A 12,985-nucleotide genomic window follows, 5' to 3' on the forward strand; every position below is an offset into this window, starting at 1 on the left:
TCGAACGACAAACGTCCGGCTACAGCCGTCGCTCGTGTGCATTCGTTTCTCGGAAAAGGTTTTGTCAGAGGCACGTAGTGTTCACCCACCAAAGTGAACACCACAATTGTACATCCATCTCCATTGGTAAGCAACCTCGGGCTAAAGAGTTAGGCTATACTGATCGACATGATGGGTGGTGATAGCGATTGCTTGGTTTCAACTGGTGCTGCTTATCATCTCGTGGATGACCATCCTAACAATTTCAGTCCCCACCTGACGGAGTTGAGAACAGACCGGTTGGGGTCGATAGCTGATCGTATACCGTGTCGTCGTGCTCAGTAGCTCTTTGCGAAATACGCAATCTCGTCTGCCGGGTCGCCACAGACACCGCACTCGTCGTGGTCGGGTTCGGGCACGTCGCCCGACGACTCGCCGCCTTCATCCTCGAGTGGCTGCATGACGATTTCGGCGGCAATCTTCTCCTTGATGACCTCTTCGCAGGCCTCGTCGCCACACCACGGCGTCTTTACGTAGCCGCCGTGCTTGCCGATCGTTCCCAGAATGTCCTCCGGGCTGTGGGCCTCGCGAATATTCTCCGCCAGGTTCTCCTCGGCTGTGTCGTACAGTTTATCGAAGATGTCTTCGAGATGCGTATCGACAGCGTCGACGATCTCGTCGCGGTCCTCGACGGACTCCTCGTTGTCGGGCCGGTGGACGAGCGTGACTTCCTCGTCCTCGACCTCGTAGGGACCGATTTCCAGTCGGAGGGGGACGCCGTTCAACTCGTGTTCGTTGAACTTGAAGCCGGGGTTGCGCTCGTCGCGGTCGTCGAGTTCGACGCGGAAGCCAGCCTCCTCGAGGTCGTCGGCAATGGACTGGGAGTACTCGAGGACGTCGTCTTTCGTATCCTCTTGCCAGATGGGGACGATGACGACCTGTGTGGGCGCGATGGTCGGCGGGAGCACGAGCCCCTGGTCGTCGGAGTGGGTCATGATGAGTGCGCCGAGTGCGCGCCAGGAGAGGCCCCACGAGGTGGTGTAGGCGGTTCGGTCTTCCTCGTCCTCGTCGACGAAGGTGATGTCGAACGCCTCCGCGAACGATTGGCCGAGGTGGTGGCTGGTGCCACCCTGGACGGACTTGCCATCGGGCATCAGCGCTTCGACGGTGGTCGTCGTGTCCGCGCCGGGGAACTTGTCGTGGTCTGGCTTCTTCCCGCGCAGGACCGGGATTGCGAGTACCTCCTCGTAGACTTTCTCGTACTGTCCCAGTCGGGTCCAGACCTCCGCCCACGCGCCCTCGTCGCTCGCGTGGGCGGTGTGGCCTTCCTGCCACATGAACTCCTTCGTGCGGAAGAAGGGCTTTGTTTCGGTTGCTTCCCAGCGAACCACGGAACACCACTGGTTCAGTCGCAGCGGCAGATCACGGTGGCTGCGCGTCCAGTCGGCCATAAACGGCGCGATGATCGACTCACTCGTCGGTCGGACGGCGAGTCGCTCCTCGAGTTCGTCGTGGCCGCCCTGGGTCACCCACGCGACTTCAGGGTCGAAGCCTTCGACGATGTCCTTCTCGCGCTCTAAGAAGGACTCGGGGATGAACATCGGGAAGTAGACGTTGTCGACGTCGGTTTCTTTGAACCAGCCGTCGAGTGCGTCCTGAATGCGTTCCCAGAGGGCGTAGCCCCGTGGTTTCGTGACGATGAACCCGCCCATCGGCGCGTAGTCGGCGAGACCGGCCTTCTGGACGACCTCGGCGTACCAGTCGCCGGGTTTGTGCGATTTCGACTCGGTGATCCCGAGTTCCTGACTCTCGTCGCTCATACATCGACTCACTGCCACCGCAGGCTTAAACGATACGAAGGGCCGACGCACCTCGAGGTCGGCTACACTCGTTTCGAATGTGAGTGAAAACTATGATGTTTTATTACACCATACATTATATCCGAGGGTGGAATGGGAGACAATAACAATCGAGACCAGCCGCGATCGACAGTCGGCCGGCGAACGCTGTTGTCGGCAGGAGCAACCCTTGGCGCACTCACCGTTGCCGGTTGCTCCTTTGGCGGCACCGAGAACGCACAGGCACTTCCCGACCAGCCAACTGCCGACGACGGCACGGTCGCCTACCAGTACTTCCACGCCGAGTGGACAGAGATTGAGGCCGACGTACCCCGCCTCGCCGACGCCGGCATCGACGCCATCTGGGTGCAACAACCTGCTCGAGGAAAGCTCGGCTGGGACGACCTCTCGTACGACGGCGAATACGGCTACTACGATGAGACCTCACCCTACGGCTTTCGTGACCCGCATCCACCGGTTGGCTACCAACCTGTCGACCTCTCCGATCTCGACTCGACGTTCGGCACGGCGGACGAACTCGAGTCCATGATCGAGGCCTGCCACGCACACGATATCGAGGTCATCGTCGACGTGGTCGCGAATCACATGGCGACGGCAGACGGGCCGGATGGGGAGGTGGAACTCCCGCAGTTCGACCGCGACGAGCACTTCCACGACAACGGCACGCTCGGCGAGGACTGCCAACTCGACGGCGAGGAAGCCGAGTACGAGTGTGATTTGCTCGGGTTGCCCTCGTTCGACCTCGAGAACTCACACGTACAGGACGTACATGCTGACTACCTCGGGCAGATCGCCGACTTGGGCGCTGACGGCCTGCGATACGATGCGGCGGGCCACATCTGGCCGTGGTACTTCGAGTCCGAGCTCAACGCGCTGGCGGACGACCTCGACCTCTGGCGCGTCGGTGAAGTCTGGGACTACGACGTGGAGCGACTGCTCGAGTTCGCCGACACGGGCATGACGGTCTTTGACTTCCCGCTGTACGACGCCATCGTCGACGCCTTCGAGGGCGGCAGTATGGCCGAACTTTCACAGGACGCCGCCCGCGGTGTGGTCCACGAACGCCCCGAGGCAGCGGTGACGTTCGTCCAGAACCACGACACCGTCGGTCCGGGTGTCGACGAAGACGAACCCGAGGGCCGCGCGGTCGAACTTGCCGAGGCGTTCGTCCTCACCTACGCCGGGCTGCCGATGGTGTATCGCTCCGGCCCCGAAAACCGCTCCGAACTCGAGGATGAGGCGTTCCACGACCTCGTTGCCGTCTCTCAGGAGTTCGCCCACGGTGAGGTGATCGACCGCCATGTCGACGACGATAGCTACGTGTACGAACGCGATGGGAACCTGCTGGCAGGCATCAATACGGACGAACAGGCCGTAACCCACACCGTCCAGACTGCCTGGACCAATGAGACACTGGTCGATCAGACCGGCCACGGCGATGGCGTCGAGACCGACGGCGATGGACAGGCAACGCTCGAGATTCCGGCCGAAGGCTGGGTGATGTACACACCTGGCGAGCCAGACGATGGGGACGACAACGGAGACGATGACGACGAAGACGACACTGGCGACACCGAGGAACGCACACTCCGCGTCACCGTCGACGTCGAGTACGGTGAATCGGTCTACTTCACGGGGAACACGGCCGAACTGACTGAGTGGAACGGCGGGATCGAAGGCACCTGGACCGAGGGCAACGTCTGGGAAGTCACCGTCGACGCCGACGACGACCTCGAGTGGAAGACCCGTCGCGGCCCTACTGACGACACGGGTGACGTGTGGGAACGCGGCGAGAACCACACCGCGGCAGAGACGCACCCGACCCATCAGGGGTGGGAAGACGAGTAAGTGCAAGTGGACATCGCCTCGAATCAACCGGCGTTACCGGTCAGTTGAGAGCGACACACCTACCTCGAGGTCGCCGTCGACGAACGTCGCCTCGTCCAGCGGTTCCCCACCCTCGAATCGGAACTCGCCGCGAACTGTCTCGCCTTCGAGCACCGCCGGGAGCCAGAGTTCGTCGTCGTCCCACATCTGGTCGTACGGCACCGCATCGACCGGAACCCACTCCGGCCGAGCCTCCGGCGAGGCGGTCGGCTCGCCATCGAACGTCAGCGTCCGGAAAACGTGACAGTGGGTGTGGGCCTCGCCATCAAGTAGAAACGTTAGTTCAGCGGCTTTCTCGAGGTTGGCTGGCTCAATCTCGAGGCCGACTTCCTCGCGCGTTTCGCGGACGGCACACTCGCGTGGCGTTTCGCCGGCCTCGAGTTTGCCACCCGGGCCGTTGTACCAGCCCTCGCCGAGCCCGCGGCGTTTCTCGATCAGCAGTACCTCATCGGCCCTGCTGTCGGGGTCCGTCGAGTCGGAGTCACTATCGGGGCTCGAGCGCAGCGGAAAACAGAGCGTCGCCTCGATCATGTACGGTGATTCGAGTGGGCGACAATAAACGCCAGCGGTCGGGCGTCACACAGGGTGACTGGCCGCCACTCGAGGGGATCAGTCCTCCTCTAACGCCCGCGACTCGAGGCCGGAGGGAGCGCCGTACTCGTCGGGTGCACAGCCAAGTGAGCGATGCGGGCAGTGTTGGCAGTGTGGCCCGGGCTCTGTCTCGAGACTCGGATCGTCGACGGCGGTGAGCGTCTCGCGGACGGCCGTCCACGCGGGCAGTTCGTCGGGATCGAACAGCACCACGCGCGGCCCGTCCCCCTCGCCGACGTAGACGTAGCCGACTGCAGCGACCGGCTCGTCGAAGCGCTGCTCGCAGGCTCGAGCGTATAGCGAAAGCTGGACCGCGTCCGGGAGAGCGATTCGGTCGGCGGTCGCCTTGTAGTCGAGGACGGCGAGCCCGCCCGCCCACTGCGTGGCCTGTTCGTCGGTCGCGTTCGCCTCGGATGGCAGCCGGCGAATCGAGTCAATATAGCCGATGACGTCGCCGTCGACGCCGTCGACCGCCGACAGCGAGAACGGCACCTCCGCCGCGAGGTGGTCCCAGTCCGAAACTGGCTGTTCGAAGCCGGGTGCGTCCGCCTCGAAGTAGCGCTCGATACACGCACAGACGGCCTCGCGATGCTCGAGCAGATCCCGCGCGGTGAGGTGGCGAACAGCAGCATCCTCCCAGGCCGACTGCGTGTGATAGTCGCGATAGAACGCCTCCTCGGCGACATCGTGGAAGACGGTGCCAACGAGTCTGGAGTCGCCGCTCGAGTGGCGCTCAGAGTCCTCCGAACCGGTCAGCGAACGTGCCTGCGGATCGTCGAGTGCGCGCACGACGTGGTCGAGATAGTGCTTGCGCGGACAGCTCTCGTAGGTGTCCATCGCGCTGTAACTGTGACGCATCGCCACGGGGAGTTCGGTCGCACTCGAGAGTGCCTCGACCGGGAAGCGGACGGTGTCGGGCGACAGCGCACCAGCGCGGCGGCCGTACGGCAGGGCGTTCTCGAGGCTGGGCTCATCGCCGTAGCTGGCCGCATCCGCTGCTGGCAGTAGGGTTCCAGAGCGCAGGAGTCGCCCGAGTTCGTGGACGGTTTCGATTGCATCACGAGTCTCGAGCGGTTCGACCGTGCGGTCGTCGTAGTCGGCGTAGTAGGTGATCGAACCCGGCGTCACGTCGGCGGCGTGTGCGAGGTCGTCCGTCCGGTCGACGACGGTGTCGGGGTAGGTCGCCCGAACCCGCTCGAAGCTTGCAGACAGCGACGCCCACAGATCCATGCGCTGGCCGGCGGTCGACCACTCGATGTCGCCAGCGAGGCAGGCATCCGCCTGCGAGACGCCCAGTTCCGTCTCGTCGCCGTCGTACTCGTAGCCGGAGCCGAAGACGAACAGATGGTTCTCCGCACGCGTCAACGCGACGTGGAGCACGCGCCACTCCTCGGCGACCGTCTCGCTCGCGAGGTCGGCACACAGCGGCGAGTCGATATCGTCTGCGAGTGTCGCCGCGAGCAGCCGCTCTCGAGCCCGTCTGGCGTAGTCGCCGTCGACACACCACTCCTCATCCGAGAGGTAGGGGACGAGCACCGTATCGAACTCGAGGCCCTTCGCTTGGTGGACGGTCATCACATCCACGGAGTCACTCGATTGGGTGCCGCGAGTCCGCTCGCTGCCGCCCCCGCGAAGTGCCGCCTCGAGCGCGTCGACGAATGACGGCGTGAGTGTACTGACGACAGAATCGGGATCATAGGCTTCGACGAATCGGTCGAGTCGGTCGAGTTGGGCGCGCTCGTCGCTCGTGAGGAACCACTCGAGACGCGTCAGGTCGCGGAATCGGCGGATGAACCCCGACAGCGGGTAGACGTTCCGTAGTCGCTCGAGGGATGCGAGGTGTTCGCGCGCCTGCTCGAGTTGGGCTGGATTCTCGAGGGTCTCAGGCTCGATATCGAAGACCGCATCGTAGAGCGATCCATCCCGGCGTTGAAGCGTCTGGAGGTCAGCGTCGCCGAGTCGGTAGCGATAGAGCAACACTCGCCGAAGGTGGGCGTCGGCGTCGCGGTCGACGAGCACGCGGAGATACGACAGCAGCGTCTGGATGCCGGGCGAAATCTCCCCGCGTGGCGAGCCCGAAATCTCGTAGGGGATCTGACGCTCGCGCAACTCCTCGGCGATGGACTGGGCATGGCGATTGGTGCGGACGATCACCGCGAGATCTTCGAGATCACGCTGTGGGACGTTCTCGGCAGCGCCGTTGAGCAGCCTCGAGACGGCCGTCCCGACTTGGGTCGCCGTCGACTCGGGAATCTCGTCGCTTTCGATTTTGACGACGCGGTCGGCGCGGTTGTCCTCGGCCGCATATTCGCCAGCCTCGCGTCCAACCTCGCGCAGCGTTTTCGAGGACTGCGGGCCGTACTCACAGTGATTCGTCAGATCGAGGATTTCCTGGCGCGACCGGAAGTTGAGTTCGAGCGCAATCGCCTCGTGGTCGTCGTACTGTGTCTCGAGGCGGTCCAGCCCCTCGCGGTCGGTGCCACGCCAGCCGTAGATCGCCTGATCCTTGTCGCCGATGGCGAGCAGATTCGGCCGGTCCGAGCCGCTTGTTAGTTCGGTAATCAACGAAAACTGCGTCTCGTCGGTGTCCTGAAACTCGTCGCAATAGACTTGCGTCCACTGGCCGGTGATTTCCGCTGCAATCGCGTCGTCCTCGAGCAGGTCGGTTGCCGTCCGCACCAGTTCGTCGAAATCGAGCGCTCGCTGTTCCTCGAGGGCGTCGTGATAGTCCGCATACACCGCCGCGTAGTGGCGAGCGAGTCGAAGGAACTCGACGTAGTGTTTCAGTCGGCCGAATGGGCTTTGCTCGAGGCGGTTCGTCTGCTGTCGCCAGATTTCGTTGCCAAACAGCGCCCGCGGGAGCTGTTTCGTCGTCGAGTCCTCGAGTGAGAGCGCCTCGATGGTGTTTGTCACACACTGCTGGAGCACTCGAAGATACCGAGTTACGTCGTCGACAACCGCATCCTCGCGGAACGCCTCCGGCGACTCTGCGACTTTCTCGCGGCAGTACTCGAGGAGTTTGCCGTAGCCGACGAGTGCCTCCTGGGCCGACTCAAGGTGGCTATCCTGTGAGAAGAATCGAAGCGCTTCGTTGTCGAACGAGAGGTCGCCGGCCCGCTGCTCGAGCCAGAGGACGAACTCGGTACAGAGTTCGATTGTTCGCACGTCGGGTAGGCCCTCCTCGAGATGCGCCGGTGTCACGTCCTCCTGGCTCATCGTCCGGATGAAGTCATCAACGGCGCTCGTGAGGTCCGTCCTCGAGCCGTCGTGTGCCGTCGCGGCCGCGAAGTCGTAGTCGGTCGTCGCGAGGAGGCGGCCGACGATTCGGCGGCGTTTGCGCTCGGTGACGACGTCGAACTCCGGCGAGTAGCCGAGGTAGTAGGCGTACTCGCGGACGAGGCGATGGCAGAACGAGTGGTAGGTGTAGACGTCGATAGCCGCCGCAGCCTCGGGGTCGAGTCGCTCGGCGACGGCATCGCGGATGCTGCCTGCGGCCTCGTTCGCGAACGTTAATACGAGGATATCGTCCGGTTCGACCGCGCCAGACTCGATTGCATGCTCGATGCGCAACAGCATCGTCGTCGTCTTGCCGGTGCCGGCTCCCGCATCGACCGAGATACAGGCCGCCTCGCTCTCGATGACCGCCGGTTGGTTTCCTTTCGGCTCGAGGGTCGTCTCTGGCTCGCGTGAGTCACCCATCGAATCGCACCTCCTCAGCGATGTACTCCTGACAGCAGACGGTGTAGGCACAGTCCGGGCAGGACTCACTCGCAATGCGATCCCAGCGGTCGGACGGGTCGAACGCGCCCGAAGCGATTCGGCTGGCGAGCGACTCGAGGCGACTATCGACAGTCGTGTTTCGGTGTTCGAGTGTCATGCCGAAGGTGTGATGATCGACGTAGGCATCGGTGAGGTCGACCGGCTCGAGGCTCGTTTCGACCGTTTCGCGCACCCAGTTGACCGACGTGTGCTCGCGGTCGGCGAGTGGAATCTGGACGTAGCGACAGGTTCGGTCCTCGAGACCGAGTCGGTCACACAGCGAGCGCAGTCCGGCGAGGACGACGCTGGTTTCGAACAGGGCACCGATTGGGTCGGGTTCGAACGTCTCCATTTCGGGGTCGAAGTGATCGACGAACGATTCGGCGACGCGCTCCCAGTCGTCGCGATAGCGCAGGAAGCCAAGCGGGCGCACTGACGGGACGAACCGGACGCCGACGACCGACGAACCATCGCCAAAGACGTAGTCGACGCTCGCCTCGAGCGTGGCCGTCTCCTCCGATTCCTCGCCGATGGAAACCGAACTCGAGAGCGTGAGATCCGGGCCGACGAGGTCTGCGAGCGGGTCATTTTCCTGATCGTCAGCGGCGGCGAGCACCTGACGCAGGCCGGCGGCATGAGCGGGGCCGACAGCCTCGACGTAGGCGTCGACCGTAGCCTCGAGCACCTGCCGTTCGTGGCGGCGCTGTGCGCGTGAGTGAAATCGTTCGTCGTGGCGCTCCCAGCGCGTCGCGAGTGCCTCGAGCGCGCGGTCGGCAAGTGCCTCCTGTTCGATCTCGCCTGTGTGCCGGGTAGTCTGCTCGAGCGTCGTACAGAGCGCTCGCCGGAGAAGGGCGACGCGCTCGTCGGGGCCGTCGTCGTCGCTGTCGTCGAAGCCGTGGACGTGGGCGAACTCGTACCGGCGGGGACAGTGGATATACGTGCGAAGGCCGTCGGCAGACAGCGTGACCGGCGTGGTTCCATCACCATCCGAGTCTGCATTTTCACTCATTCCGGACCACCTCCCCGGACGCGAACTCGAACTGGGACCGTACTGCGTCCGCAAGGTCGTCGTCGATATCGCCTGCCTCGAGGACGACGGCGATCTCCTCGAACAACTCCTCCGTTTCGGCCAGATCGGCGTTCCCACCCGTACTCGCCTCCCGAAGGACGCGCTCGAGTTCGGCACGCGGCTGATCAAGCAGCGTCTCGAGGGCGTTCGTCTTCCCGTGAATCGCGGCACCCGTGTGGGCGTCGACAGCCTCGAAATCGATTCCCGGCGTCGACTCGAGGAGTTTGAGATAGCGTGATTCGTCGTAGGTTCGACGCAGGCCGCCAGCCCCGCGTTCGTACGAACAGCAGTACAGGTGTCTCGTCGCCGCACGGGTTCCAAGCGCGAGTCGTCGCCGCGTCCGCTGGGCGTGATACGTCTCGAAGGGATCACCAGCGGTTCGATCCGCGACTGGCGTTGGCTGGCCATCCTCGAGCGGGCCGAACGTCGATTCGATGGTGTCTGCGTCGGGTGCGGTGACCGCCGGGTAGGCCTCCAGTTCGCGGAGCCACGCGGTCGGGAACAGCTGTGTGAGAAACTGCTCGCCCGGATACGTGGTGTCGATCAGATCCAGCAGGAAGACCGTCTCGTAGGTGTCGTATTTGAGGTCATCGAGTGGACAGACGGTCACCCCGCCGGTCGGCGGCTGTGTCTCGACGGCGTGGACGTAGGGCGCGTCGTACTGGATCGTCCGGCGCAGCATCCGATTCAACCCATCCCAGTCCGGGCCAACGAGGTCGGTCTCCTCGACGAACGCTGCAATCTCGAGGACGCGGCGCACACTGGCGTACTGCTCGCGGGCGTCGACCCAGTCCTCAGTCGCGGCGATACGGCCTTTCAGATCGGTGCGGACGATCCACTCTGCCAGCGACTGGGAGACGCTCGAAGAGGTACAGTCCTCGAGCAGCGTCGGCGAAAACTCGGGCACACGAGCACGAAGGCGCTCGAGCGAGGTGGTGTAGCGCTGACTCGAGTGGTCGTGGTGCTGTTCTTTATCCTTGAGTTCGGGACCGCCTCGAGCGCGCTCGCGCTGGACGGTGACGAAGGCGTAGAGTTCGTTTACGGCCGGGTCCTCCGCGAGCGACGGCGTGCCAATCGTCGCCGTCGGAACGCCAGCGTCGCGAAGCCGCCGTCGCGTCTCGGGCACGCGTTCGATTCCGGGGACCGCAACCGCGAACGCGTCGAATCCCCAGTCGTGGCGACCCGCAAGCGACTGGATCTCTGTCGCGACCGCCCGAACCTGTTCGCGGGACGTTCCAGCCCGAATGCGACGCGCTCGAGCGAGCGAGTCCGTGTCCCCATTGGCTGTGTCGGATGGCGTCGCCTCTGCTTCGCCCGCCGCCGACGCCGACCCCGTCGCGAGCAGTTTCGTCATTTCGCGATGGGGTGGCTCGAGACTCGGCCCGGTGTCGCCGAGTTCGTCTGGCTCGAGCAGGTTGACCTCGAGATCCGGGCCAACGTGGTCGTCGATTCGCCCCGGCTCGACGCGCGTTCGCTCGACGCTCGCATGGTGCTCGCCGAAACAGACGAGTTCGGCATCGCTGGAAATTGCCGTGAGATATCGGCGGTCAAGCTGGCGGTATTCCTCGAACTCGACTGCAAGTACCGCGTCGTAGGACGACGTGACTCGATCCTGCAGGTCGTCGGCGTTATCCTCGAGCAACTCGACTGCCTGGGGAACCACGTCAGCACGCTCGACGTAGCCACGATTTTCGAGTTCTGCGTGAAACCGGTCGTTCATCGCGTACAGAAACTCAAGACACTCGCGTGGCTCACTGGGACCCGTCGGGGACGCTTCGTCCTCGAGGCCGGCGAGTCGAATCCGCTGGCGTGTCGCCTCGAGCAGCAGTTGCCCCACATCACGGGCGAAACTCTCGTGGGTCGCCGCCCGCTCGAGATACGCGGGCACGTCACGACTCGCGCCGTCGATCACCAGCGAAATCAGTTCGATTCGCTCTTCGTACTCGAGGCGGTCGAGCGTCGGATCGTACTCCTCGAGCGTCTTCGAGGCGTGTTCGGGCAGCGACTCGAGGCGTGGCGACTGAGGCGTGCCGTCGGTCAATTCGACGGCTGCAAGCGCCTCCCGAAGGGACTCGAGTCCCGACGGATGGCGCTTGAGCACCAGCACGTTTCGCGGGCCGTACTCGGCGGCCAGATCAGCATATCGGCGCGCGACTGCCTCGCAAAGCGCTGGTCCCGGAACGGGTTCAGTAAGGAGCGTGCAGGTCCCATCGAGACTGCCAGTCGGAGGCGACATCAGTATGACTCTCTTCTAGTCGAGTTCGTACATAAATGTGCGCCGGGAGGGAGTCGAAACCGGTTTGCCGTGCCATCTTCGCCAATTCTTAGTAGTCGCACGAGCCATGTGAACGTATGGAAGACATCTTCGTTGCACGAGTTATGTCTGCCTCGCTCGAGACTGTCGGTTCGGACACGCTCGTCGAGGACGCCGGTCAAGTGATGCTCGAGAAAGACATCGGTTCCGTCGTCGTTACCGGCGAGGACAATGAACTCGAGGGAATCCTGACGACGACTGACTTCGTCGATATCGTCGCACAGAGTCACCCGAAAGCCGAGACGACGGTCGCACGCTACATGACCGAAGACGTTGTCACGGTCTCAGCACAGGATAGCATCCGCGACGCGGCAGATCTGATGGTCGAACACGGCTTCAAGCACCTGCCGGTCATCGACGAGGACGAGGGCGTCATCGGCATGATTACGACGACCGATCTGGCCTCCTACGTCTCGCGAATTCAGTCGCCAAGCCCCGAATAACCCTGTTTTTGGGTCCCGGTCGGACACAGCCACACGGCCGGCCCCGGCCTCGGTATTCGATTAGCCGTCTGAACTGCTGTTCTCGCCGTGTGCTGTCTTGTCGTCGGCAGTATTGGCCACCCACCGCACCGTCTCGTTCAACCGATCTCGCAACAGCTGCGCTTCAGCAGGCGTCAACTCCACATCCACGTGTCCTGTCGCGTGATCGCCCGCCATCGCATCGATACTGAGGCCAATCCGTGCCTCCTCACTCGAGACCGGCTGCACGGCGATATCCGCCCGATCCGGATACTCTCGCGGCGGGCCGACCTCGACGGCTTCCTCGCCGCGACTAACCCCGATCCGAATCCGTTCCGTATACTCGAGGTCGAACGAGTCCGTCGGATCGTCCTCGAGCGCTGCTCCATCCACTCGATCCTGTTCCTCGAGTCGGTCAGTGTCGTCGGCCATATGCTGTATGGTAGCTATCGACGCACTTGGCTGTTCGTGTCGTGGGGACACAACGAACGCACGGGCATCAGGAAGCTTATGCCGATTCGGTTGCCAGCACTCGTCCGTCTATGAGTAACCAGCCGCCGTCCCCGCCCTCCCCCTCCGGACCGTCGGCCGCGATGCCGACTGCACCCACAGCCACACCCGACACCGACGAACAAGTGCTCGTCACGACGACCCAACTCGAGGCCACACTCGAGGACCATCTCGCCGTCTCACTCGACGGCGACACCCTCGAGACGCTGCTGGTCGAACTCGACCGCGCCGGCTACGTCGAGTGGATCGCCGTCACAGCGTCCGGCGACTACGTCTGGAACCTCGCCGACTCTCCCGAACAGATCAGTGAGGCGATTGCAACCGGGATTGCAAATCGACTCGAGGACTGGGTGCGTTCGCAGCTTCGGTAAACAGTCGGATATGCCTGCTCGAGTGCAGTCGGTGAGTCGATAGGCTGTGAGTGGTGTGCTCGAGATCATCGTGGCGACCCGCCCTCGAGCATGGAGTCACGTTCCCAGATCCAGTTCGCTCTGGTTCAAGATGAAGTCCCACGAAGCGTAGCCTATAGAGCGACCACGAACCGACTGCGAAGGTG

Annotated in this window: 9 protein-coding genes; 3 read left to right on the forward strand and 6 right to left on the reverse strand. The window is 63.5% G+C overall.

All coding sequences use genetic code 11. The features are described 5' to 3' along the window. Positions 1–317: 317 nt before the first annotated feature. On the reverse strand, positions 318–1,799 hold the full coding sequence (gene proS / locus G6M89_RS12555) for a proline--tRNA ligase (RefSeq protein ID WP_165162189.1): 1,482 nt from the start codon (positions 1,797–1,799) through the stop codon (positions 318–320). Between the two features lie 132 nt (positions 1,800–1,931). On the opposite strand from proS, the gene G6M89_RS12560 reads away from it, so the two are divergent. Continuing rightward, positions 1,932–3,686, forward strand: coding sequence for an alpha-amylase domain-containing protein (locus G6M89_RS12560; protein WP_165162190.1), 1,755 nt, complete (start codon positions 1,932–1,934; stop codon positions 3,684–3,686). 33 nt (positions 3,687–3,719) lie between these two features. Here G6M89_RS12560 and G6M89_RS12565 read toward each other — a convergent pair whose 3' ends face one another. The 4 genes from G6M89_RS12565 to G6M89_RS12580 form a co-directional block, all read right to left on the reverse strand. After that, entirely contained in the window at positions 3,720–4,256 is a 537-nt protein-coding gene (locus G6M89_RS12565) for an 8-oxo-dGTP diphosphatase (protein ID WP_165162191.1), read from the reverse strand. Between the two features lie 78 nt (positions 4,257–4,334). Beyond that, complete coding sequence (locus tag G6M89_RS12570) at positions 4,335–8,015, reverse strand: ATP-dependent DNA helicase (protein ID WP_165162192.1); 3,681 nt, start codon at positions 8,013–8,015, stop codon at positions 4,335–4,337. Next, on the reverse strand, positions 8,008–9,084 hold the full coding sequence (locus G6M89_RS12575) for a PD-(D/E)XK nuclease family protein (protein ID WP_165162193.1): 1,077 nt from the start codon (positions 9,082–9,084) through the stop codon (positions 8,008–8,010). Before G6M89_RS12575 ends, G6M89_RS12570 begins: the two co-directional genes overlap by 8 nt. After that, positions 9,077–11,380, reverse strand: a complete 2,304-nt coding sequence (locus G6M89_RS12580) for a hypothetical protein (protein ID WP_206335556.1) — start codon at positions 11,378–11,380, stop codon at positions 9,077–9,079. The genes G6M89_RS12575 and G6M89_RS12580 overlap by 8 nt, the downstream gene beginning before the upstream one ends. A 116-nt stretch (positions 11,381–11,496) precedes the next feature. Here G6M89_RS12580 and G6M89_RS12585 point away from each other — a divergent pair, with 116 nt between their 5' ends. Then, positions 11,497–11,901, forward strand: coding sequence for a CBS domain-containing protein (locus tag G6M89_RS12585; protein ID WP_165162194.1), 405 nt, complete (start codon positions 11,497–11,499; stop codon positions 11,899–11,901). 60 nt (positions 11,902–11,961) lie between these two features. Here G6M89_RS12585 and G6M89_RS12590 read toward each other — a convergent pair whose 3' ends face one another. Further along, positions 11,962–12,351: a hypothetical protein gene (locus tag G6M89_RS12590; RefSeq protein ID WP_165162195.1), complete on the reverse strand. Its 390-nt coding sequence runs from the start codon at positions 12,349–12,351 to the stop codon at positions 11,962–11,964. Between the two features lie 110 nt (positions 12,352–12,461). On the opposite strand from G6M89_RS12590, the gene G6M89_RS12595 reads away from it, so the two are divergent. After that, positions 12,462–12,800 carry a hypothetical protein gene (locus G6M89_RS12595; protein WP_165162196.1) on the forward strand — a complete coding sequence of 113 codons (339 nt, stop codon included), beginning with the start codon at positions 12,462–12,464 and terminating at the stop codon, positions 12,798–12,800. Positions 12,801–12,985: the final 185 nt, after the last annotated feature.

Origin of the sequence: Natronolimnobius sp. AArcel1, from assembly GCF_011043775.1 — an archaeon.
Lineage (GTDB): Archaea > Halobacteriota > Halobacteria > Halobacteriales > Natrialbaceae > Natronolimnobius.